21 protein-coding genes are annotated in these 23353 nt (G+C 68.3%); 13 read left to right on the top strand and 8 right to left on the bottom strand.

The features are described from left to right. Nucleotides 1–148: 148 nt before the first annotated feature. The 7 genes from AB5I40_RS29575 to AB5I40_RS29545 all read left to right on the top strand — a co-directional run bounded on the left by AB5I40_RS29575 (nucleotide 149) and on the right by AB5I40_RS29545 (nucleotide 8895). A complete protein-coding gene (locus AB5I40_RS29575; protein WP_370940634.1) occupies nucleotides 149–1948 on the top strand; it encodes a glycoside hydrolase family 3 protein in 1800 nt (599 codons plus the stop codon). Continuing rightward, nucleotides 1945–3207 carry an exo-beta-N-acetylmuramidase NamZ domain-containing protein gene (locus tag AB5I40_RS29570; RefSeq protein WP_370933522.1) on the top strand — a complete coding sequence of 421 codons (1263 nt, stop codon included), beginning with the start codon at nucleotides 1945–1947 and terminating at the stop codon, nucleotides 3205–3207. The genes AB5I40_RS29575 and AB5I40_RS29570 overlap by 4 nt, the downstream gene beginning before the upstream one ends. Nucleotides 3208–3218: 11 nt before the next feature. Continuing rightward, a complete protein-coding gene (locus AB5I40_RS29565; RefSeq protein ID WP_370933520.1) occupies nucleotides 3219–4973 on the top strand; it encodes a serine hydrolase in 1755 nt (584 codons plus the stop codon). A 211-nt stretch (nucleotides 4974–5184) separates the two neighbouring features. Then, nucleotides 5185–6186: a MurR/RpiR family transcriptional regulator gene (locus tag AB5I40_RS29560; protein WP_354748273.1), complete on the top strand. Its 1002-nt coding sequence runs from the start codon at nucleotides 5185–5187 to the stop codon at nucleotides 6184–6186. 16 nt (nucleotides 6187–6202) lie between these two features. Further along, nucleotides 6203–7132: an N-acetylmuramic acid 6-phosphate etherase gene (locus AB5I40_RS29555; protein ID WP_370940633.1), complete on the top strand. Its 930-nt coding sequence runs from the start codon at nucleotides 6203–6205 to the stop codon at nucleotides 7130–7132. Between the two features lie 91 nt (nucleotides 7133–7223). Next, nucleotides 7224–8300, top strand: a complete 1077-nt coding sequence (locus tag AB5I40_RS29550; protein ID WP_370933518.1) for a HoxN/HupN/NixA family nickel/cobalt transporter — start codon at nucleotides 7224–7226, stop codon at nucleotides 8298–8300. Between the two features lie 16 nt (nucleotides 8301–8316). After that, nucleotides 8317–8895 (top strand): hypothetical protein, encoded by a 579-nt coding sequence (locus tag AB5I40_RS29545; RefSeq protein WP_370933516.1) that lies wholly within the window; start codon nucleotides 8317–8319, stop codon nucleotides 8893–8895. 61 nt (nucleotides 8896–8956) lie between these two features. Here the strand turns inward: AB5I40_RS29545 and AB5I40_RS29540 are convergent, their stop codons facing one another. Continuing rightward, nucleotides 8957–9397: a carboxymuconolactone decarboxylase family protein gene (locus tag AB5I40_RS29540; RefSeq protein WP_370933514.1), complete on the bottom strand. Its 441-nt coding sequence runs from the start codon at nucleotides 9395–9397 to the stop codon at nucleotides 8957–8959. Nucleotides 9398–9480: 83 nt separating this feature from the next. Between AB5I40_RS29540 and AB5I40_RS29535 the strand changes: the two genes are divergently transcribed. Continuing rightward, nucleotides 9481–10359 (top strand): sigma-70 family RNA polymerase sigma factor, encoded by an 879-nt coding sequence (locus tag AB5I40_RS29535; protein WP_370933512.1) that lies wholly within the window; start codon nucleotides 9481–9483, stop codon nucleotides 10357–10359. Nucleotides 10360–10361: 2 nt separating this feature from the next. Here the strand turns inward: AB5I40_RS29535 and AB5I40_RS29530 are convergent, their stop codons facing one another. After that, nucleotides 10362–11237 (bottom strand): aldo/keto reductase, encoded by an 876-nt coding sequence (locus tag AB5I40_RS29530; protein ID WP_370933511.1) that lies wholly within the window; start codon nucleotides 11235–11237, stop codon nucleotides 10362–10364. Between the two features lie 88 nt (nucleotides 11238–11325). Between AB5I40_RS29530 and AB5I40_RS29525 the strand changes: the two genes are divergently transcribed. Beyond that, nucleotides 11326–11895 (top strand): TetR/AcrR family transcriptional regulator, encoded by a 570-nt coding sequence (locus tag AB5I40_RS29525; RefSeq protein WP_370933510.1) that lies wholly within the window; start codon nucleotides 11326–11328, stop codon nucleotides 11893–11895. Here the strand turns inward: AB5I40_RS29525 and AB5I40_RS29520 are convergent. The 5 genes from AB5I40_RS29520 to AB5I40_RS29500 form a co-directional block, all read right to left on the bottom strand. Further along, nucleotides 11880–13700: a helix-turn-helix domain-containing protein gene (locus AB5I40_RS29520; protein ID WP_370933508.1), complete on the bottom strand. Its 1821-nt coding sequence runs from the start codon at nucleotides 13698–13700 to the stop codon at nucleotides 11880–11882. The two genes, AB5I40_RS29525 and AB5I40_RS29520, sit on opposite strands and share 16 nt — an antisense overlap. Continuing rightward, on the bottom strand, nucleotides 13697–15004 hold the full coding sequence (locus AB5I40_RS29515; RefSeq protein WP_370933506.1) for an MFS transporter: 1308 nt from the start codon (nucleotides 15002–15004) through the stop codon (nucleotides 13697–13699). Before AB5I40_RS29515 ends, AB5I40_RS29520 begins: the two co-directional genes overlap by 4 nt. A 34-nt stretch (nucleotides 15005–15038) precedes the next feature. After that, complete coding sequence (locus AB5I40_RS29510; RefSeq protein WP_370933504.1) at nucleotides 15039–15788, bottom strand: 3-hydroxybutyrate dehydrogenase; 750 nt, start codon at nucleotides 15786–15788, stop codon at nucleotides 15039–15041. Nucleotides 15789–15877: 89 nt separating this feature from the next. Beyond that, the gene (locus AB5I40_RS29505) at nucleotides 15878–16600 is read right to left on the bottom strand and encodes an oxidoreductase (RefSeq protein ID WP_370933502.1); all 723 of its coding nucleotides are present in this window, start codon (nucleotides 16598–16600) and stop codon (nucleotides 15878–15880) included. Then, a complete protein-coding gene (locus AB5I40_RS29500; RefSeq protein ID WP_116204936.1) occupies nucleotides 16597–17094 on the bottom strand; it encodes a phosphoribosyltransferase in 498 nt (165 codons plus the stop codon). The genes AB5I40_RS29505 and AB5I40_RS29500 overlap by 4 nt, the downstream gene beginning before the upstream one ends. Nucleotides 17095–17208: 114 nt before the next feature. Between AB5I40_RS29500 and AB5I40_RS29495 the strand changes: the two genes are divergently transcribed. From AB5I40_RS29495 to AB5I40_RS29480, 4 genes are all read left to right on the top strand, one after another. Next, entirely contained in the window at nucleotides 17209–17787 is a 579-nt protein-coding gene (locus AB5I40_RS29495; protein ID WP_370933500.1) for a GNAT family N-acetyltransferase, read from the top strand. 119 nt (nucleotides 17788–17906) lie between these two features. Then, on the top strand, nucleotides 17907–19886 hold the full coding sequence (acs, locus tag AB5I40_RS29490; protein ID WP_370933498.1) for an acetate--CoA ligase: 1980 nt from the start codon (nucleotides 17907–17909) through the stop codon (nucleotides 19884–19886). A gap of 137 nt (nucleotides 19887–20023) precedes the next feature. Beyond that, nucleotides 20024–20536 carry a DUF6319 family protein gene (locus tag AB5I40_RS29485; RefSeq protein ID WP_370933496.1) on the top strand — a complete coding sequence of 171 codons (513 nt, stop codon included), beginning with the start codon at nucleotides 20024–20026 and terminating at the stop codon, nucleotides 20534–20536. A gap of 423 nt (nucleotides 20537–20959) precedes the next feature. Next, nucleotides 20960–21682, top strand: a complete 723-nt coding sequence (locus AB5I40_RS29480; protein ID WP_344265713.1) for a VIT family protein — start codon at nucleotides 20960–20962, stop codon at nucleotides 21680–21682. Here AB5I40_RS29480 and AB5I40_RS29475 read toward each other — a convergent pair. Beyond that, nucleotides 21679–23136: a peptide MFS transporter gene (locus tag AB5I40_RS29475; RefSeq protein ID WP_370933494.1), complete on the bottom strand. Its 1458-nt coding sequence runs from the start codon at nucleotides 23134–23136 to the stop codon at nucleotides 21679–21681. The two genes, AB5I40_RS29480 and AB5I40_RS29475, sit on opposite strands and share 4 nt — an antisense overlap. Between the last annotated feature and the right edge of the window lie 217 nt (nucleotides 23137–23353).

Genomic DNA, 23353 nt, shown 5'->3' with positions numbered 1-23353 from the left:
TCGGCCGATGGACAACCCCGTATCGCGGTGAGTAGCTTCCCGATACCGGTGCTGCCCGGTGGACGCTTCACGACTCGCGTCCGCACCCGCGGCGGCACGCGACACTGGGAGGCAATTCGTGACGAACCGACTCGCGCGCACGCGGAGGATGCAGGTGTTCGCCGTTCCCCTTGCGGGGGTGCTCGCCGTCGGGGGGTTGAGTTCCTCGGCGTTCGCGGCGCCGAAACAGCAGCAGACACCCCAGCAGCAGGCGGCGCAGCTCGACGCCGCCGCGGCACAGGCGTTGCGCGGCATGAGCCTGGAAGAAAAAGTGGGGCAGCTGTTCGTCACGTGGGTGAACGGCAAGTCCGCGGACGAGGTCAACCCGAAGAACCAGACCGACTTCGGCGTCGACACCGCCGCGCAGGCCGTGCAGAAGTACCACCTCGGCGGCGTCATCTACTTCCACAACACCAGCCGCGACAACTTCGAGAGCCCCACGCAGGTCGCGAAGCTGTCCAACGGCCTGCAGCGCGCCGCGATCTCCAGCGGCGCGCACATCCCGCTGCAGATCGGCACCGACCAGGAGGGCGGCACGGTCACGCGGATGGGCGCGCCGGCCACCGAATTCCCCAATTCGATGGCCATCGCCGCCGGTCGCGACACCGATGCCGCGACCAAGGCCGCCACGATCCTCGGCCACGAGCTGCGCGCGGTCGGCATCAACCAGGACTACGCGCCGGACGCGGACGTCAACTCCAACCCGGCCAACCCGGTGATCGGCGTCCGGTCGTTCTCCGGACGACCGGACCTGGCCAGCAGTTTCGTGACCGCGGAGGTCAAGGGCTACCAGGAATCCGGGCCGGCGAGCCAGACCGTCTCGTCCACCGCGAAGCACTTCCCCGGTCATGGCGACGCGGCGACCGACAGTCACACCGGGTTGCCGAAGATCAATCGCACCGAAGCAGAGTGGCGGGCGATCGACGTGCCGCCGTTCAAGGCCGCGATCGCCGCGGGCATCGACTCGATCATGAGCGCGCACATCCAGTTCCCGAGCCTCGACCCGTCCGGCGAGCCGGCGACGCTGTCGAAGCCGATCATCACCGGCAAGCTGCGCGGCGAACTCGGCTACAACGGCGTCGTGATCACCGATTCGCTCGAGATGCAGGGCGTGCGGGAGATGCACAGCGACGCCGAAATCCCGGTCCTGGCCCTGAAAGCGGGCGTGGACCAGCTGCTCATGCCGGTGCACCTGGACGTCGCGATCAACGCCGTGCTCGCCGCCGTGAAGTCCGGCGACCTGCCGATGCAGCGGATCGACCAGAGCGTGCTGCGGGTGCTGAAGCTCAAGCTCAAGCGCGGCATCCTGTACTCGCCGTTCAACAACCCTTCGCAGGTCATGAAGAAGGTCGGCACACCAGAACACCTGGCGACCGCGCAGGGCATCGCCGACCGGTCGGTCACCGCGATCGCCAACGACGCCGGAGTGCTGCCGCTCAAGCAGAAGCCGTCGACCGTACTGGTCACCGGCTGGGGCGCGACCACGACGCAAACGCTTGCCGCCCGCTTCACCGCGCACGGCACGAAGGCAACCGCGCTGGCCACCGGGCAGACGCCGACCGACGCGCAGATCGCCGAGGCCGCAAACGCCGCGAAGCAGAACGACGTCGTCGTGGTGCTGACCAACAACCTCGGCGGATTCCCCTTGCAGGGCAAGCTTCTTCAGGCGCTGATGGACACCGGCAAGCCGGTGGTCGCGGTCGCCGCGCAGATCCCGTATGACGCCGGGTACGCGAATCCGGTGCCGACCTGGCTCGCCACCTACGGCTACATCACGCCGTCGCTCGAAGCGCTGGCCAAGGTCGTGCTCGGCGAGACGAAGCCCAGCGGGAAGCTGCCGGTCGACGTCCCGGCCGGGGCGGACGTGCACACCGTCAAATACCCCTTCGGACACGGGCTGACCTGGTGACTCTCAACCGCAGGAATTTCCTGGCCGTTCCGGCGCTCGCCGTCCCACTACTGGCGAGCGGCTCGGCGGCGGCACAGGCGGCACCCGAAGCAACGCAAACCGGCCGGGTCCGCACCGGTGCCGAACAGCTCGCCGCGCAGGGCTGGCGTCCGCTCGCCGGACGCCAGCTCGGCGTGCTGTCCAACCCGACGGGCGTGCTCGCCAATGGGGACCACATTGTCGACTCGATGGTCGCGGCGGGCGTACGTCCCGTCGCGGCCTTCGGGCCCGAACACGGCTTTCGCGGCAGCGCGCAAGCCGGTGGTTCCGAAGGCGACTACACCGATCCGCGCACCGGCATCCCCGTGTACGACGCGTACGGCGCCAACGCGACGAAGCTCGCTTCGCTGTTCCAGAAGGCCGGACTCGACACTGTCGTCTTCGACATCGCTGACGTCGGCGCGCGCTTCTACACCTACATCTGGTCGCTGTACACGGCGATGGTCGCGGCAGCGAAGGTCAACGCGGCCTTCGTCGTCCTAGACCGGCCAAACCCCATCGGCGGACGACTGTCCGGCCCAGTGCTCGACCCGAAGTTCTCGTCCGGCGTCGGGCTGAAGCCGATCGCACAGCAACACGGCATGACTGTCGGCGAACTGGCCCGCTTCTTCGCCGCGGAGTTCCTGCCCGGCGAAGGCGTGCAGCTGGCGAAGCTCGAAGTCGTCCAGGTGCGCGGCTGGCGACGCGACAGCTTCTTCGCCGACAGCGGTCTCCGTTGGATCATGCCAAGCCCGAACATGCCGACACCGGACACAGCGCTGGTGTACCCGGGCACAGGCATGTTCGAGGGCACTGTGTTCTCCGAAGGACGCGGCACGACAAGGCCGTTCGAAATCATTGGCGCGCCTGGCCTCGACTGGCATTGGCGCGAGGAACTCGAAAAGCTCCGTCTGCCGGGCGCTGCGTTCCGCGAGATCTACTTCGTGCCCACCTTCGGCAAGTTCGTGAACCAGCCTTGCGGCGGCGTACAGGTCACCGTCACCGATCCACGGGCCTTCGACGCGATCAGCACCACCGTCTCGATGTTCGTGACGGCCAAACGCGTCGCGCCCGACAAATTCGGCTGGCGGCCGGACCTCATGATCGACAAGCTGTCCGGATCCGCGCGGCTGCGCACCATGGTCGACGCCGGTGCCGGGGTGGACGAGATCACTGGCGCGTGGCGCGCCGAGCTCGCCGACTTCGCCCGCAGACGCCGTCCCCACCTGATCTATCGCTGAGGAGAGCGGCCATGCGTGCTAGGAAAGTGCTCGTCGCGACGTTGGCCGTATTGGTCGCGGCCACGACGACCGCGGGAGCAGCGACGATCGACAACCGACACGGCGGCTTCGCCGGGCGCTTCGACCGTCCGCAGCACGGGTTCGCTCCGGCGAGCACGAAGCTGCGCGACGGCAGCCCGGGCGAGGTCAACCTCGACCCGCAGCCGATCCGCGACGCCGAACAGTTCCTGAAGAGCTGGACGCAGCCGGACGCCAGCGGGCATCCGCACTTCTCCGGCGCGGTCGGCCTGCTCGCGCACGACGGCGTGGTCGTGGACCGCTACGCCGTCGGCGGCGCGCTCCGGTACGCGGACGCCAAGGGCACCGAACTGCCGCCGGAGCAGCAGGTTCCGATGCGCAACGACACCATTTTCGACATGGCGTCGATCTCGAAGCTCTTCACGTCGATCGCCGCGCTGCAGCTGATCGAGCAGCGCAAGCTGGACGTCAACGCGCCGGTCGTGCGCTATCTGCCGGAGTTCGGCGTCAACGGCAAGCAGGACGTCACCGTGCTGCAGCTGCTCACGCACACCTCCGGCTTCGACGCCGACCCGTCACCGTCGCTCTGGCAGGGCTATCCGGACATCCCGTCGCGGCGCAAGGCGATCCTCGACAGCCCGCTCAAGAACGCGCCGGGAAGCACGTACCTGTACTCCGACCTGAACATGCTCACCCTCGGCCTGCTGATCGAGAAGCTGTCCGGCAAGCCGCTGGACCAGGTCGTGCACGACCGGATCACCGCGCCGCTCGGAATGGTCGACACCGGCTACAACCCGCCCGCGTCGAAGCTGAACCGGGTCGCCGCGACCGAGTACGAGACGACCCCGCCGCGCGGCCTCGTGCGCGGACAGGTGCACGACGAGAACGCCTGGTCGCTCGGCGGCGTCGCCGGGCACGCGGGCGTGTTCTCGACGGCAGGCGACATGGCCGTGCTCGCCCAGACCATCCTCAACGGCGGCAGTTACCGCGGGCACCGGATCCTGCGCCCGGACACCGTCATGAAGATGCTCACGAACTACAACCAGCGCTTCCCCGGCGACGAGCACGGGCTCGGCTTCGAGCTGGACCAGCCCTGGTACATGGGCGCGCTGGCGTCGCCGATCAGCGCGGGCCACACCGGCTTCACCGGCACCACGCTGGTCATCGACCCGGAATCGCGGTCGTTCGCGTTGCTGCTCACCAACCGCGTGCACCCCACGCGCACCTGGGGTTCCATCAACCCCGCCCGCCAGGTCTGGGCGACCTCGCTCGCGAAAGCGATGGCCGTACGGCCGGTCGAAGGTCCCGACGCTTGGTACGCGAGCCTGGGAAACAACGGCGTCGCTACGCTCAGCACACAACCGCTTCCAGCGGGTGCGCCACTTAGCGTGTCCTTCGCCGCTTTCGTCGACACAGAGGGCCCGAGCGACCCGTTACAGCTGGAATCGAGCACCGACGGGGTTAATTGGCAACCTGTTCCGCTGCGGGCCTGTGGCCCGGGAGCGCCCGGCGAGGAGACGCTCGCGCTCGGCGGGCACGGGCACCGCTCCTGGTGGCAGGTGTCCGCGGAGGTGCCCGCGTCCGCCGCTACCTCGCTTCGGTGGCGTTACAGCACCGATCCGAATTACACGGGTCGGGGAGTTTCCCTCGATAGTGTGAAAGTCACCCAACGCGGCCAGGTCGTTCTCGATGGTGAGCGAAACCCCTCGGAGCTGGCCTCTTCGGGGTGGAAATTGAGCACTCGGTAGGCACTCCGCCGCGCATTGCCACCTTCGTGTCCCCACTCAGTGGAACAAGACTCCTTCGCTAGACACACTTAGTTGCCAAGTCGTTAGCTTGAGGTCGTTAACACCGTGGACTCGGTTGGCGACTTTCTTGACAACGATTAATCGCAAACCGAAGTCCGCAGACACGGACGGGTTGTGGTTCTGCCGAAGGATGTGGGTAGCCTTGTCGCAAATGCCAACGGTTAGTAACTTTCCGACGGCGGATGATACCGATTCCGTAGTCAGCAGCGCACCCTCTGAGCACTTCGCAGGTCAGACCGCGGTGCGCGACGCGGATGCGAGCCCGTTGGTTCGCATCCGCTCCCTGCTGCCCGGACTCGCCCGCGCCGAGCAGCGCGTCGCGAAGGTTGTCCTCGAGGACCCGGCCGCCGTCGCGCGCCGCAGCATCACCGAGGTCGCGCTGGCCGCGAACACCTCCGAGACCACCGTTACGCGGTTCTGCAAGGCCGTCGGCGTCGGCGGCTACCCGCAGCTGCGCATCGCGCTGGCCGCGGACACCGCCCGCACCGAAGCGCGCACCTCGCGCAACCTCGGCGGCGAGATCGGCCCCGGCGACGACCTGGCGTCCGTCATCGGCAAGGTCAGCTTCGCCGACGCGCGCGCGGTCGAAGAGACCGCCGACCAGCTCGACGTCGCCTCGCTGCAGAGCGTCATCGACCTCGTCGCCGAAGCCGGCCGGGTCGACGTGTACGGCGTGGGCGCAAGCGCTTTCGTCGCCGCTGACCTGCAGCAGAAGCTGCACCGGATCGGCCGCGTGAGCTTCTCCTGGTCGGACACGCACATCATGCTGACCTCGGCCGCCGTGCTGAAGCCGGGCGACGTCGCGATCGGCGTCTCGCACACCGGCGCGACCACGGACACCGTCGAGGCGCTGCGGGTCGCGCGCGAGCACGGCGCGGTGACCGTCGCGGTCACGAACTTCCCGCGCTCGCCGATCACCGAGGTCGCCGACCACGTGCTCACCACGGCGGCCCGCGAAACCACCTTCCGCTCCGGGGCCACCGCGAGCCGGATCGCCCAGCTGACCGTGATCGACTGCCTCTTCATCGGCGTCGCACAGCGCCACATGGAGGCGTCGGTCAGCGCGTTGGACGCCACGAGGGACGCGGTCGGCTCGCACCGGCTCGGGGTCAGACCCGACGGTCGTCGTCGTCCGCGGGAAACCGGCAAATGAACCAAGAAGCGAGGATCTGATGTCCGTCCCCTGCCAGACGGTGCACGTCGATTCGCCCACCGAACAACGAAACCCGCGCACGGTGGACATCGATCTGATGTCCACCATGGGGATCCTCGGCGCGATCAACGCCGAGGACCGCCGGGTGCCGGACGCGGTGGCCGCGGTGCTGCCGCAGCTGGCCCGCGCGGTCGACTACGCCGTCGAGGCGCTGCGCGGCGGGGGGCGCGTGCATTACGTCGGCGCGGGCACCTCGGGCCGCCTGGCGACGCTGGACGCGGCGGAACTCGTGCCGACGTTCAATGTGCCCGGCGACTTGTTCATCGCGCACCACGCGGGCGGTGAGAAGGCGCTGCGGCAGGCCGTCGAGAACGCCGAGGACGACGCGGACGCCGGCGCGGCGGAAATCGCGCACTCGGTGCGGCCTGGCGACTTCGTGCTCGGTCTCGCCGCCTCCGGGCGCACCCCGTACGTCCTGGGCGCGCTCGCCGAGGCGAGCCGGATCGGCGCGCGCACCGGGCTCGTCTCGGCCAACCCGCGCGCCGCGCAACCGGCGGGCGTGGACGTGCTGATCGCCGTCGCCACCGGACCCGAGGCCATCGCGGGCTCGACCCGGATGAAGGCGGGCACGGCGCAGAAGCTGATCCTCACCGCGTTCTCCAGCGCGACGATGATCAAGCTGGGCAAGACGTACTCGAACCTGATGGTGAGCATGCGCGCGACGAACGCGAAGCTGCGTGGCCGCAACATCCGGATCCTGCAGGAAGCCACCGGCATGACGATGGCCGACTGCTCGGACGCGCTCACCGAAGCCAGCGGCGACCTCAAGGTCGCGCTCGTGCACCTGCTGTCCGGCAGCGACGTCACCCGTTCCGCCGAGGCGCTGACCGCGGCAGGCGGGCACGTGCGCAAGGCGCTCGACACGTTGCACCTGCGCGCCGGCTGAGCTTTACCCGATTGTCCGTGAAGGGCTCCTTGAGGGAATCTAATTCCCGCAAGGAGCCCTTCACGGCTTTCCGGCAAGCGAGAGGACGGCGATGACGCAGCGGCTCACTCGCGGCGACCGATGGTCGATCGGCGGCATGGCGGCCGTGATCCTGCTGCTCAACCTCGTCGGCTGGGGACTGCTGGTGCTGGTCGTCGCGCCGCAGCACTACGCGCTCGGCGCGGGCGGCACGTTCGGGATCGGCCTCGGGGTCACCGCGTTCACGCTCGGCATGCGGCACGCCTTCGACGCCGACCACATCGCCGCCATCGACAACACCACGCGCAAGCTGATGTCCGACGGGCAGCGTCCGCTGTCGGTCGGATTCTGGTTCTCCCTCGGGCATTCGACGATCGTCTTCGCGCTGTGCCTGCTGCTGTCGATGGGCGTGCGCGCGATCGCCGGGCAGCTGGAGGACGGCGGTTCCGCGCTGCACGAGACGACCGGCCTGATCGGCACGTCGGTGTCCGGGATTTTCCTGTACCTGATCGCGATCATGAACCTCGTCGTACTCGTCGGGATCGCGCGCGTGTTCGCCCGGATGCGCCGCGGCGAGCTGGACGAAGCCGAGCTGGAACGCCATCTCGACAATCGCGGCCTGATGAACCGGTTGTTGCGCGGGGCCACCAAAGCGGTGCGGAAGCCGTGGCACATCTATCCGGTGGGAGTCCTTTTCGGACTCGGTTTCGACACCGCGACGGAAATCGGATTGCTCGTGCTCGCGGCGGGCGCGGCCGCGTTCGCCTTGCCCTGGTACGCGATTCTCGTGCTGCCGATCCTGTTCGCGGCCGGGATGAGCCTGTTCGACGCCGCCGACGGTGTGCTCATGAATTACGCATACGGCTGGGCGTTTTCCCGGCCGATCCGGAGGATTTATTACAACCTCACGGTCACCGCGCTTTCCGTGGCAGTCGCGCTCGGCATCGGGACCATCGAGCTGGTGACGCTGCTCGCCGAGAAGCTCGACATCACGTCCGGCCCGCTCGCCGCGATCGCCTCGGTGGACCTGGACTACGTGGGCTTCGCGATCGTCGGGCTGTTCATCGTCACCTGGTTGGCCGCGTTCGCGATCTGGAAATTCGGGAGAATAGAGGAGAAGTGGGCCGCGCGGCTGGGTACCGCCGACTGACGCTGGAGGGGGCACCGTGAAGAGACAAGTGCTGATACTGGCGAGGGCGTTGGCGCTCGTGCTCCGCCGCCAGACCGACGTGCCGCCGGACGGCGTCGCGATCCACTACAGCCGCACCATCCGCCCGATGTTCTGGGTGATGCTGGCGGTGAACCCGGTCGACATCGTGATGGTCGAGGTCGTGGTGAAGTCGGTGCCGGTGCGGATCGCGTTGCTGGTGCTGGAAATCCTGGGCGCGCTCGCGTTCTTGGCGATCGTCGCGACCCTCTACAAATACCCGCACTCGGTCAGCCGGGACGGGCTGCGGGTGCGGTATCTGTCCTTCTTCGACCATCGGATCCCGTTGTCCAGCATCGATTCCGTCCGGCAGGTGAGCCGGTCGCTGAAGGCCCGTGGCGGCGTCAGCGTGCCCGAAGACGGGGTGCTGGCAGTAGGAATCAACCAGGCGACCAACCTCTCGGTCACCCTTCGCGAACCGCGACTGGTCGATCTCGGCCGCAAGGGCACCGTCGAAATCACTCAGCTCGACCTCTGGGCCGATGATCCACGAGCCGCCGTCGCGGCGATCCGGGACCAGTTGCCCGCGAACGTGTGAAGCTGCCGGAAGCGGCGACGGATCCCCTCGCCGCCGCGCCCGGCAACACCCCCAGTGCGGTTCAGAACGAGCCGACCGGCTGGCGGATCGCGGCGTTGAGCCGGTTCCACACGTTGATCCCGGCGATGGACAGCAGCAGCGACGAAAGCTCTTTCTCGTCGTAGATGTCCGCGGCGGCGTCCCAGACCTCGTCCGGGACCGGGTCCGTCCGGTCGGCCAGCCGGGTCACGTGTTCGGCCAGGTCCAGCGCGGCGCGCTCGGCGTCGGTGAAGTAGGTCGATTCGCGCCACGCGCCGACGCCCCAGATCCGCTCGTCCTTCTCGCCCGCCTGCTTCATCTCCCGCGCGTGCATGTCGACGCACATGCTGCAGCCGTTGATCTGGCTCACCCGCAGGTGGATCAGGTGGTGCGTGGTCGCGGGCACGGTGCTGTCGTTCGTGGCCTTGCTCAGCGCCATCAGCGCCTTCATCGCGTCCGGCTGCACCTGGATCGGGTGGGTCATCCGAGCCTGCATGGTGATCTCCTCCTGTCACGTCCGCCGCGTTCGGCGGGTCTTGCTGGTATGACCCGGCCCGAGGAGAAGATGTGACAGTGCGGGACGAAAAACAGGACGAGAATTTTTGGGCGGCTCAGTTCGAGGAGCATCGGCCCAGGTTGCGGGCGGTGGCGTACCGGATGCTCGGTTCGTTCGCCGAGGCCGACGACGCCATCCAGGAGACCTGGCTGCGGGTCACGCGGTCGTCGGGAGAGGACATCCGCAACACCGGCAGCTGGCTGACGACGATCGTGTCGCGCCAATGCCTCAACATGCTGCGCTCGCGCGCGACCCGCCGCGAGGACCCGCTGGACATCCGGGTGCCGGACCCGGTCGTGGAGACCGGGGACGGCGTCGATCCGGCGGAGCAGGAGGTCCTCGCGGACTCGGTGGGGCTCGCGCTGCTGGTGGTGCTGGAGGCGCTCGACCCGGCGGAGCGGCTCGCCTTCGTCCTGCACGACATGTTCGCCGTGCCGTTCGACGAGATCGCGACCATGCTCGACAAGAACACCGCCGCGGTCCGGCAGCTGGCGAGTCGGGCGCGCCGCCGGGTGCAGGGCGTGACGCCGGCCGGTCCGGCGGATCGCGCCCAGCAGCGCAAGATCGCGGACGCCTGGCTCACCGCCGCTCGTGGTGGCAACTTCGAGGGGTTGGTCGCGCTCCTGCACCCGGACGCTCTGCTGCGCGTCGACACTGGCGGGCTCGGCTCGAAGGTCGTGCGCGGCGCGGCCGAGGTCGCGGGCAGCGCGTCGCAGTTCCGTCCGGTCGGGTTGGTGTCGCAGTACGCGACCGTCAACGGCGGCCCCGGCATCGTCGCCCGGCGCGACGGCAAGGCGGTTTCGGTGCTGTCGTTCACCGTGGCCGACGGGTTGATCACCGAGATCAACATCCTTGCCGACGTCGAGCGGATCGCGGCGCTGAACTTCTGAGGTCAGCCGAGCCGGTCCAGGGCAGCTACCGCTTCGGCGGGCAGCTGCACCTGGCCGGCGGCGAGGTTCTCGGCGAGGTGCGCCGGAGTCGCCGTGCCTGCGATCAGCAAGGTGCCCGCGTAGCGCTGCAGGAGCCAGGCCAATGCGACCTGCGCGGGGGTAGCGCCGAGTTCGGCCGCGATGCCGGTGACGACCGGGTTTCCGGTGACGTCCTGGCCCAGCTCGAACGCGGAGCCCAGCGGGAAGTACGGCACCCAGGCGATCTGGTGTTCCCGGCACAGCTCCAGGACCGGCTCGGTGGCGCGGGCGAGCACGTTGTAGGAGTTCTGCACGCAGACGATCCCAACCGGCAGCGCGTGCCGGAGCTGGTCGGCGGACACGTTGCTGAGCCCGAGCGAGCCGATCTTTCCGGCGTCGCGCAGGGAAATCAGCTCGGCCAGCTGGTCGTCGATGTCGACGATCTGGTCGCCTTCCGCGATCAGGCCGGGTCCGGCGTCGGCGCGGCGCAGGTTGACCACGTCGAGTTGTTCGACCCCGAGCGACGCCAGGTTGGCCTCGACCTGCGCCCGCAACTGCTCCGGTTGTTGCGCGAGCCGGAGCCCTTGCGGGGATTCCTCGGCACCGACCTTCGTCACCACGACCAGGTCGTCCGCGTAGGGCGAGAACGCTTCGCGGATCAGGTCGTTGCAGCGGCCGTCGCTGTAGAACTGGGCGGTGTCGAGGTGGTTCACGCCCGCTTGGGCCGCGTCGCGGAGCAGTTTTACCTGGTCAGCGCGGTCGGTGCCGGGGCGGCCGAGTTGCATCACGCCGTAGCCGATTCGCGCGACCTCGCGGCCGGCGAGCTTCGCGGTGCCGCCTGGAGAGGTGGTTGCCGTCATGAGGAAAGACTCCTGCCGTGGCATAGTGGAAGTTGATGCGGAGGCGCCTCCGTATCACCACCGTAGCAGAACCGGAGGACCCTCCGCTTTGTCGAGCCCGAAGAAGCCGCGCGCGGACGCTGAACGCAACCGTCTGCGCTTGCTCGCTGCTGCCCGCAAGGCGTTCGGCGAAGGCGACGAGCCCGTCACGTTGGAGCGCGTCGCACGCGAAGCGGGTGTCGGCATTGGCACGCTCTACCGTCACTTCCCTACCCGCGAAGCGCTCGTCGAGGCGCTGTACCGGGATGAGCTGGCGCGGGTCGTCGCGAGTGCTCCGAAGCTGCTTGAGACCGAGAAGCCGCTTCGCGCGCTGCGTCGGTGGATGGACCGCTTCGCCGAGTACGCGAGCACGAAGCACGACATGGCCGACACGCTGCGCGCGATCATCGAGGCGGGCACTGTCGACATGACGCAGGTCCGCGCGGAGTTGACCGAGGCTGTGCAACTGATCCTGGACGCGGGCGTTGAAGACGGAACGCTTCGGGCTGACGTTCGCGCGCAAGACGTCGTCGTGACTGTGGTCGGCGCGTGCAGCATGCGGACGTTGCCGGGCGGGCCGGAGCAACTGGACCGGATGCTCGACCTGATCCTCGCCGGGGTCCGTCAGCCGCCGAGCTGATGCACCCGTAGCGCGAGCTGGATCTCCAGCGAACGCTCCGGTTCACGCCAGTCCTCGCCCAGCAGTGCGGCCAGGCGTTCCATCCGCTGCGCGACCGTGTTGACATGGACGTGCAGAGTTTCCTTTGCTCGCGCCAAATTCCCGCCTGCCGCGTAGTACGCGCGCAGCGTGCCGATGAGGTCGGTACCGCGGCGGGCGTCGTAGCCCAAGACCGGGCCGAGCGTTGCCTGGACGTAGCCGGACAGGTCGGAATGCCTGCCGAGCAGGACGCCGAGGAACCCGAGGTCAGCCATCGCCGCGCCGTCGCCTTCGCGGCCGAGAGCCAGCAGTGCATTAACGCATCGAACAGCTTCAGTGTACGCCTGCGCCAACGCTTCCGGGCCATTCGCCGGACCGGCTGCGCCGACGGTCACCGGACAGTCCACAACAGACTTCAGCTCAGTCGCGATCCGTGCGGCAGCAGGCTGATCCGGTGCGAGCGCGACGACTTGTTCCGCGTGGACACCGACCAAATCGCCGTACCGTGCACAGGCGGCAGCGAGTCCGCGTCGAGAAATGCCAGAAGCGTGCGCGACCAAAACCGTGTGCGGCGAAGACAAATCGACGCCCAACCGGCGGGCGCGAGCCATCAAAGAACCCGGGTTGCGGGTTGGCGCGGTGAGCAGATCGGTCAGCAGCTCGCCGCGCACTTGGTCCTCGGCTTGCGCCACGGAACGGCGCAGCAGCAACAACAACGCCGTAACCACAGCCGCGCGTTCAAAGAGCCGACGGTCGTCTCCGGCCAGCTCCGGTCGTCCGGAAAGCGTCAGACTGCCTAGCAATTCCCGACCCGCGCGCACGGCGCAGACCCAAAAGTCCTTTGTAGACACCGCGCGGCCATTAGCGTGCGACGAAGCCACCGCGGCAGCGTCAAAAGCGACCGATGTACCGGCCAGCAGCCCGCCTTCCTCGTCGTGCACGGCGATCGAACCACGCAACACTCCGGCCACTTCCGCCGCGACCGCAGGCAGATCCGCACCGCCGAGCACGAGGTCCATCAGCCGGTCGTGCGCGTCGTCGGCGCGGCGCATCGTCGCGTTGGCTGCGTTCAGCTCCGCGGCCGCCGAGCGAGTTTCTTCCAGCAGATGTGCGGTGTCCAACGCGATCGCTGCGTGCGCGGCCAACGACGACAACAACGCGACCTCCGCCGTCGAGAACGCCCGCGACGACCGGTCGGACGCATACAGCACGCCCAGCACCTTGCCGCCGATCGCCAGCGGCACGCCGAGGATCGCCTTCAACCCCTCCTCGCGGACGCCCGAGTCGATCGGGTTCGTGTGCCGGAACCGCTCGTCCTCAAAGTAGTCCGCAGTCGCGTAGGGACGCGCGGTCTGCGCCACGAGCCCGCCAAGGCCTTCGCCCATTCCGAGGACAATTTGTTGAAACAGCGCGGAAACTGACCCATCCGTGACCCGGATGTACGTCTCGCCGTTCGCCTCGTCGTTCAGGCTGAGGTACGAGACGTCGACGCCCAGCAGCGTCCGCGCGCGGCGGACGATCGACCGCAGCACCGCGTCCGGGTCGCGCAGCCGGGCGAGGTCGCTCGCGGTGTCGAACAACGCGGTCAGCTCGGCTTCCCGCCGCCGGTGCTCGCTGAGCGTCTCGCGGATCCGCAACGCCAGTTCGGTCGCCGAACCGATCGCGGCGGACTGCTCCGCGGACAACCCCCGGGCAGCGACGTGCGCCAACTGCTCGCTGCTCGCTCCGGCGGCGAGCAGTTCGAGCAGCCGGCGATACGCCTCGGCGGTGGGATCCACACCCGTCATGCTGTCATTGAAGCCTGCCGTTCGGCGGCCGTCTCGTGCAGCGACGCGCCGCGCGTCTCGCGGGCGGCGAGCAGCGCGACCAGCGACAACACGCACATCGCGACCACGTAGACCGAAACCGGCACCGTGGAGTGGTACGCCTCGAACAACGCCACCGCGATCAACGGCGCGACCGCCCCGGCAGCGATGGACGACAGCTGGCCGCCGACGGAAAGCCCGGTGTAGCGCACCCGCGTCGGGAATTGTTCGGCGAAGAACGCCGCCTGCGGCCCGTACATCGCACCGTGCACAACGAGCCCGACCACGGCCGCGCCGATCACCGACCACGTCGTGCGCAGGTCGAGCAGCCAAAAGAAGCCGAACGACCACGCGGCCATTCCGACGACGCCGAACAGGTACACCGGCTTCCGGCCGATCCTGTCGGACAGCAAGCCCCACAAGGGAATCGTCACGAAATGCACGGCCGACGCGACGAGCACCGCGGTCAGGCCAGTCGCTTTCGGCAGCCCGAGCCCAGTCGTCACGTATACGAGAATGAACGCGGTGATCACGTAGTAGGACACGTTTTCCGCGATGCGTGCGCCAAACGTCACTGCCAGCGCACGGAAATGCCCGCGGAACACGTCGACAATCGGTGCCTGCTCACGTTCGTCCGCGGCCGCCTTCGCCGCGATGAACACCGGCGATTCCGAAACCGCCAGCCGGATCCACAGGCCGAGCACGACCAGCACCCCGGACAGCAGGAACGGAACCCGCCAGCCCCAAGCCTGGAAAGTCGCGTCCGACTGCGCGGACGCCAGGATCGCGAGCACCGCGGTGGCCAGCAAGTTTCCCGCCGGAACGCCGGTCTGCGGCCAGGACGCCCAGAACCCGCGCCGCCGGTCGTCGCCGTGCTCGGACACCAGCAGCACCGCGCCGCCCCATTCGCCGCCGAGGGCGAAGCCCTGGATCAGCCGCAGCAGCGTCAGCAGGACCGGCGCGAGCACGCCGACCGCGCTGTACGTGGGCAGCAGCCCCATCGCGAACGTCGAGCCGCCCATCATCAGCAGGCTCACGACCAGCAGTTTCTTGCGGCCGATCCGGTCGCCGAAGTGACCGAACACGAGCCCGCCGATCGGCCGCGCGAGGAATCCGACCGCGTAGGTGAGCAACGCCAGCAAGGTGCCGGTGAGCGGGTCGGCGGTCGGGAAGAACAGCTTGTTGAAGACCAGCGCGGCGGCCGAGGTGTACAGGAAGAAGTCGTACCACTCGATGGTGGTTCCGATCAGCCCGGCTCCGACGACGCGCAGCAGCTTTTTGTCCATAATGGACTCCACTCCGTTGTGGGGAAAGGGGATTTCAGCCAGCGGTCCAGCCGCCGTCAACGGGAAGCGACGCGCCGGTCACGTGCCCGGCGGACTCGCCGCACAGCCACACCACGAGATCGGCGACGTCGGAGGGTTCGATCAACCGCTTGATCGCGGCCCGGCGCAGCAAAACCTGTTCGAGGACTTCTTCCGGCGGCACCCCATGCTCGGCCGCCTGTGCTTCGATCTGCCCGGTGACAAGCGGCGTACGGACGTAGCCAGGATTCACGCAATTGCTGGTCACGCCGTGCTCAGCGCCTTCGAGAGCGGCCACTTTGGACAGTCCCTCGAGCGCGTGTTTCGCCGTGACGTAAGCGGCTTTGTACGGACTCGCCCGCACGCCATGAACGCTGGACATGTTCACGATCCGTCCCCAGCCACGCGCGTACATCGCGGGCAAGCACTGGCGGATCAGCAGAAACGGCGCAGTCACCATCAACGACTGAATGAAGGCGAACCGCTCCGGCGGGAATTCCGGCAACGGCGCGACGTGCTGCACGCCCGCGTTGTTGACAAGCACATCGACATCCGCGGGCAGGGTCGCCAGCGCCGCCGAATCGGTCAGGTCCACCGCGTGCGCCTGCCCGCCGACCTCGGCAGCCGCCGCCTCCGCCCCGGCGACGTCCACCACGTGCACCTTCGCCCCGGCCGCGCCGAACGCCCGCACGCAGGCCAGCCCGATGCCGCTGCCGCCGCCAGTCACCAGCACGGTGCGGCCGGCGAGGGAACTGTCACTGGTCATGGCCGGAAACAGTAAGTCGCTCCGACCAGGGCGACCATGGGTCAAACCACCATAGAATGTCGTTCGGCGATGTGGTCAGGCCACACTGGTCAGCCAGCGGCCGAGGAGATGCTCCGCGCCTCGCTTGCCCCAGTTTCGAAGGCCTCGCAGCAGAAGAGCAGCCACTCGCGCACGCCGTCCGACGTCCCGCTGGCGAACCCCTGCGCCAGTTCGACATACCGCGGAACGCGCCGGAAGTACGCGACCTCCGGCACCGTCAACGCCTTCGGGTCAAGCCCGGTCGCGACCATCGACAGCCGCGCCGCCGCCCGGGCGACCACGCCGTCCGCCGAACCGAACGGGGCCAACGCGAGAAGTTCACCGTGCACGACCGCGGTCAGCACCGGCCCCGGCACCGAAGTCGCGCCGGTGACGAGCTGAGCCAGCAGCTCCAGCCGTTCGCCGCCGCGCTGCGGACGGCCGAGCTGATCCGGATCGGAGACCACATCGGACGCGGCCAGCAAATGCAGCCGGGCCAGCGTTTGCAACGGAGCCCGCCGCCACGTCGGCAGCAACGACTCCAGTTTTTCCGCCACCCGCAACGATCCGGCGAGCAGCGGATCGGTCACCGAACCGTCTTCTGGCAGCTCGGGATTAGCCCCGTCGATCCCCGCCGAAGCCCGCGCGGCCCGGACCGAAGCCTCAGCCGCGGTCTCCGCCCCGCCGCGCAGGTTCGCGGGCAGCCGGTGCACGGCGAAGATCGCGTCCTGCGCTGCCTTGGCCGCCGCGGCAACGCCGTCCAGCTCCAGCAGCGGCTTCAGCGGATCGCTCATGCGTCCAGCACCTGCCCAGCCCGCTCGACCACCGGAGGCAGCACCGACCACGGGAAGTTGATCCACCGGTCAGTCCGCTTCCACACGTACTCGCACTTCACCGTCGAAGCGGGCTTCTCGTAAACCACCGCGCAGCGCACGTCCGCGACGTGGTCGGCGCAGAAGTCGCGGACCAGCTTGAGCGTCGCGCCGGTGTCCGCGACGTCGTCGGCCACCAGCACCTTCTTGTGTGTGAGATCCACCACGTTGGGCACCGGCGGCAGCATGACCGGCAGGTCCAGCCGCTGGTCGACCCCGGTGTAGAACTCGACGTTCATCACGTGCAGGTTCTTCACGTCGAGCGCGTACCCGAGCGCGCCGGCGACGAACAGCCCGCCGCGCGCGATGGACAGGATGAGGTCGGGGACGAAGCCGTCCGCGGCCACCTCCTGGGCCAGCTCCCGGCTCGCCGAACCGAACAACTCCCAGGTGAGGTTTTCTCGCTCCTCGGCCATGCGCGCTCTCTTTCTCCGGGTGGTCCAGGGAGCATAAGCGGCCGAATAGTGGACTGCTGAAATGGCCGTTAAATGGCACTTCGACACTGCCACTTGCCGCCGTAGCGTGATCGCGTGACCTGGAGCGAGCACCCCATTCTGTCCGGCCGCCACGTACGGCTCGAACCCCTCACGCCCGACCACGCGCCCGGCCTGCTCGAGGCCGGAGGCGACCCGGGCATCTGGGCCTGGCTGAGCGTCCGCCAGCCCGCCGACCTCGGCGAAGCCGAGACGATGGTGAAGGACGCGCTCGCCGACCCTGACCGCCGTCCGTGGGCGCAGATCGACGTCGCGTCCGGCCGCGTCGCGGGCACCACTTCTTATTACCAGGTAGTAGCGAAACACCGGATCCTGTCGATCGGGCACACCTGGATCGGCGCGGATTTCCAGCGCACCGCGCTCAACACCGAGGCCAAATTCCTCCTGCTGCGCAACGCCTTCGAGGACTGGGGAGCCCAGCGCGTCGCGTGGGAAACCGACAACCGCAACCTCCGTTCGCAACGCGCCATCGAACGGCTCGGCGCGCTGCGCGAAGGGGTGCTGCGGGCGCACCGGATCCGTCCGGACGGCACGACCCGCGACACGGTGCTCTACTCGATGACGGACGCCGAGTGGCCGGGCGCCCGTGCCCGGCTGCTCGCCCGCCTCGGCTGAGCCGTCGCCGCACTCCGCTTGGCGCTGTGCGCGCAACGTGGCTGCAACCTTGTCGTAGGCGGACTAACGTCGCTAGCGTTCCCTGAGCCGCGGGTCCGCACTACAGGAGGCTTTGCACCATGACCGAGCAGTCCCCAGCGTTGGACAACCTGCTCACGGAGAGCCGCACGTTTCCCCCCAGCGACGAGTTCGCTGGTCAGGCGAACGCGAAGGCCGATTTGTATGCGACGGCGGACGCTGACCGGGAGCAGTTCTGGGCCGGGCAGGCGGAGCGGCTGTCGTGGGACACCAAGTGGTCCCAGGTATTGGACTGGACCAATGCGCCGTTCGCGAAGTGGTTCGTGGGCGGGAAACTGAACGTCGCGTACAACTGCGTGGACCGGCACGTCGAGTCCGGGCACGGGGACCAGGTCGCGATCCACTGGGTCGGCGAGCCGGGCGACACGCGCGACATCACCTACGCGCAACTGAAGGACGAGGTCTCGAAGGCCGCGAACGCGCTGGCGTCGCTGGGTGTCGTGGCCGGGGACGTCGTGGCGATCCAGCTGCAGATGGTGCCCGAGGCGATTTTCGCAATGCTGGCGTGCGCGCGGATCGGCGCCCTGCACAGCGTGGTATTCGGCGGCTTCTCGCCGACGGCGCTGCGCGCGCGGGTGGACGACGCGGCGGCGAAGATCGTGATCACTTCGGACGGTCAGTACCGCCGGGGCAAGGCCGCGCCGATGAAGGCGAACGTCGACGAAGCCTTGCAGGGCGCGGAAACCGTGCAGAAGGTCATCGTCGTCAAGCGCACCGGCAGCGACCTCGAGGGCGAGACGCCGTGGACCGAGGGCCGCGACCTGTGGTGGCACGAACTGGTCGACGAGCAGTCCCCCGAGCACAAGCCGGAAGCGTTCGATTCCGAGCACCCGCTGTTCATCCTGTACACCTCGGGAACCACGGGTAAGCCGAAGGGCATTCTGCACACCTCCGGCGGCTACCTGACCCAGACCGCGTACACGCACAACGTCGTGTTCGACCACAAGCCGGGCGAAGACGTCTATTGGTGCACCGCCGACATCGGCTGGATCACCGGGCATTCCTACATCGTGTACGGGCCGCTGGCGAACCGCGTGACCCAGGTCGTCTACGAGGGCACGCCGAACACGCCGCACGAGGGCCGGCACTGGGAAATCATCCAGAAGTACAAGGTCTCGATCTACTACACCGCGCCGACGCTGATCCGCACCTTCATGAAGTGGGGCGAGGACATCCCGGCGAAGTACGACCTGTCTTCTCTGCGGGTGCTGGGAAGCGTCGGCGAGCCGATCAACCCCGAGGCCTGGATCTGGTACCGCGAAAAGATCGGCGCGAACAAGACGCCGGTCGTGGACACCTGGTGGCAGACCGAAACCGGCGCGATCATGATCTCGCCGCTGCCCGGCGTCACCGCCGCCAAGCCGGGTTCGGCGCAGCGCGCGCTGCCGGGCATCTCGGCGAAGGTCGTGGACGACACCGGCGCCGAGGTCCCGCACGGCGGCGGTGGATACCTGGTGCTGGACAAGCCGTGGCCGTCGATGCTGCGCGGCGTGTGGGGCGACGACGAGCGCTTCCGCGACACCTACTGGTCCCGCTTCTCCGAGCAGGGCTACTACTTCGCCGGCGACGGCGCGAAGTACGACGGCGACGGCGACATCTGGCTGCTCGGCCGCGTGGACGACGTGATGAACGTGTCCGGGCACCGGATCTCGACCACCGAGGTCGAGTCCGCGCTCGTGTCGCACCCGACGGTCGCCGAGGCCGCGGTCGTCGGCGCGACCGACCCGACCACCGGACAGGGCATCGTCGCGTTCGTGATCCTGCGCGGCAACGCCGTCGACGGTGGCGATGACGCGGTGCAGGAGCTGCGCAACCACGTCGCGAAGGAGATCGGGCCGATCGCGAAGCCGCGGCAGATCATGGTCGTGGCCGAGCTGCCGAAGACCCGCTCCGGCAAGATCATGCGCCGGCTGCTGCGCGACGTCGCGGAGAACCGGCAGATCGGCGACGTCACCACGCTCGCCGACTCGTCGGTCATGGACCTCATCTCCTCCGGACTGAACTCCGGCAAGGAGGAGTAAGTTCTTCACCGTCAGGAAGGGACTCTCCCGGCTGGGAGGGTCCCTTCCTGCATTGATCCCCTGAAAGTGCGGGCATCGAACGCATGTTCTAAGATGCCCGCGTACCCAACCCAGATCCGGGCAAGGAGACGACACGAATGTCCGTGGAAGCCTTGACGCACGACGAGGACACTGCGGCCGAGACGGCAGCGGCGTCATCGCCGCAGGCCGCCGGCACCCCGGAGGCCCCGGAAGTCGCCGAGCCCGCTGCCGCCCCGGCGGCTTCGGACTCCGCCCCGGCGGACGCCGCGAAGCCGGAGTCCACTGAGGAGACCGCGGCCGTCGACTCGCCGAAGCCGAAGCGCGGCCGCCCGAAGGCCGCGGCGTCGACGGCGAAGAAGACCCGCACCGTGGAGCTGACGCTGACCGTCACCGGCACGGCGGACGGCGAGTGGCAGGCCGAGCTGAAGAACGGCGCCAAGTGGGTCGCGAAGGGCCTGGCCGTCCCGGCCGCGGCGGTTTCGCGTGCGGCCAAGGAGCTGCACGAAGAGCTGTCCGGTCCGATCGACGAGGTCATCAACGCCGCCCGCGAGGCGCAGGCCGCGAAGGTCGCGCAGCTGGAGGCCGAGCTCGAAGCCGCGAAGGCGGCGCTGGCCGAACTCGACAACTGAGCTAGACCCGGTTCGCCCGGGTCCGGTGTCCACTGTGGCGCCGGGCCCGGGCGTTCGTCGTTTCAGGCTCCGCTCTCCAGAGGTCCGTGAGGGGGCCCCTTCACGGACCCTGATTCCCTTGTCTGGGACTTCAGGCGGCCCTGCGGGTGCATTGGGAGCGCGTCTGCCCAGGTCGAGAAGGCCGGGCTGACCGTCGCCCGACAGGCCGGTCGAGCCGGAGCACGGTGTGCGGTCCGGGAGGGGAACCCTGAGGGAATCTGACTCCCTCAGGGTTCCCCTCACGGACTTCCGCATCGCCCGCCCGGCCCCGGCTATTCGCCGGGTCAGGCAAGGCACAATTCATTGAGGATTGCCTTTCTTAACCGCATTCCAGCAGTATGGGAAAATGTCGCGCGGAAACAATTTCCGTGATTCACTGAAGCGGTGACCGAAACGATGGGCGACGCGGTGCACGCGCACGAGCCGCACGAGGACCTCGGCGGCAAGCTGAACTGGCTGCGCGCCGGGGTTCTCGGCGCGAACGACGGGATCGTGTCCGTCGCGGGCATCGTCGTGGGCGTGGCCGGAGCCACCGCGGACAGCACCACGATCCTCACCGCCGGAATTGCCGGGCTCGTCGCCGGCGCGTTTTCCATGGCGGGCGGGGAATACGTGAGCGTGAGCACCCAGCGCGACACCGAACGCGCGCTGCTGCGGCTCGAGAAGCACGAACTGAAAACGATGCCGGAGGCCGAGGAACGCGAACTCGCGCAGATCTACGAGGACAAGGGCCTCTCGCCGGAGCTGGCGAAACAGGTCGCGCGCGAGCTGACCGACAAGGACCCGCTGCAGGCGCACGCGGAGGCCGAACTCGGCATCGACCCGGACAACCTGACCAGCCCGTGGCAGGCCGCGTGGGCGTCGCTGCTGGCGTTCTCCGTCGGCGCGCTGCTGCCGTTGCTGGCGATCGCCTGGACGTCGGTCAGCGTCCGCGTCTGGGCGTGCGCGCTGGCGGTGGTCGTCGGCCTCACGCTCACCGGTTTCGTGAGCGCGAGGCTCGGCAACGCGCAGGTGGGGCGCGCGATCGCGCGCAACGTCGGCGTCGGCGCCCTCACCATGCTCGTCACTTACTTTGTCGGGGTGCTTTTCGGCACCACCGTGGGTTAGTGCACGCCGCGCATCAACTTGCGAATCAGCGGAATCAGCGCGAGCAGCACCACGCCGACCACGATCGCGGTGCCGCCGATGATGCTGAAGTACGGCACCTCGTCCTTCGGGTCGTAGGACTGCGCGAGCTTGCCCGACATCGCCGTGCCCAGTGACACCGAGAGGAAGTTCAGCGCCACCATCTGCGTGCGGAACGCTTTCGGCGCGAGCTTCGTCGACAGCGACAGCCCGACCGGCGACAGCATCAGCTCGGCGATGGTGAACACCAGCAGGATGCCGGCCAGCGCGATCAGCGGGCTGCCGTTCGTGCCGGTGTGCGCCATCGGGAGAAACAGCAGGAACGCCGCGCCCATCAGGACCGTGCCGAGCACGAACTTCATCGGCGTCGACGGCTGCTTCGGCCCGAGCTTCGTCCAGATCGCCGCGATCACCGGGGCGAACACGATGATGAAGACCGGGTTGATCGAGTTCACCCACGACACCGGCATCGTCCAGCCGAACAGGTCGCGGTCGAGCCGCTGGTCGCTGTAGACCGAAACGACCGTCGCCTGCTGCTGGTACAGCGAGAAGAACGCGGCGCTCGCGATGTACATCGGGATGAACGACAGCACCCGGCTGCGCTCGTCCGAGGTGATCTTCTTGCTGGTCAGAATCGCGACGAAGTACACCACCGAGATCGCGACGACCACGTAGACCACGACGTCGGCGAGGTTGTCCGGGGTGACGACGCCGGACATGATCAGCGCGACTACCGCGGCGATGATCACCACGGCGACGCCGATCACGAGCGCGCGCTGCGTCGACGGCAGCGGGTTCGGCACCTCGGACGCTTTCGCGCCGAGGTTCTTCCGCCCGATCGTGTACTGGATCAGGCCGAGCGCCATGCCGACCGCGGCGAGCCCGAAGCCGAGGTGGAATCCGCCGTTCTGCTGGGCGAGCCCGGTCAGCAGCGGGCCGATGAACCCGCCGATGTTGACGCCCATGTAGAAGATCGTGAACCCGGCGTCGCGCCGCTCGTCGCCCTCGGCGTACAGCGTGCCGACCACGGAGGTCGCGTTGCCCTTGAGCCCGCCGGACCCGAGCGCGACGCACGCGAGACCCACGCCGACGCCGGTCAGCCCGGGCAGCACGGCCAGTGCGATGTGTCCGAGCATCACCACGATGGCGCTGTAGAACAGCGTGCGTTCGGAGCCGAGCAGCCGGTCGGCGATCCACGCGCCGACGACCGTGGCGAGGTAGACCGTGCCGCCGTACGCGCCGACGATGCCGAGCGCGGCGCTCTGGTCGATCCCCAGGCCGCCCTTGTCAGCCTGGTAATAGAGGTAAATGGCGAGGATGCCCTGCATCCCGTAGAAGGAGAAGCGCTCCCACATCTCCACGCCGAAGAGGTTCGCCAACCCCCGCGGGTGCCCGAAAAATCTGGTATCGGCCTGGGCGTCGATAGGGGTGCTCACTACTGCCTCGTCCCTGTATTCAACATCATTGTCGTTCTCTCCTCGCATGCTAGAAGGCGAACAGGTGAACGAAAAACCGGCGTCAGTATGGACTAGACAACTTGGCCGACGCGACCGGCTGACCTGCGTTTGCGCTCAGGGCGGCGCGATGCGAGCGTCATCGGGCAGCCATGGGTTGCCGTTCGTCACAACGGCCGGTAATCGGCGACTGCGGACG

The sequence above is a fragment of the Amycolatopsis sp. cg13 genome (genome assembly GCF_041346965.1).
Lineage (GTDB): Bacteria > Actinomycetota > Actinomycetes > Mycobacteriales > Pseudonocardiaceae > Amycolatopsis.
The sequence above is the reverse complement of the archived record's forward strand: the minus strand, read 5'-3'. Positions and strand labels throughout refer to the sequence as shown.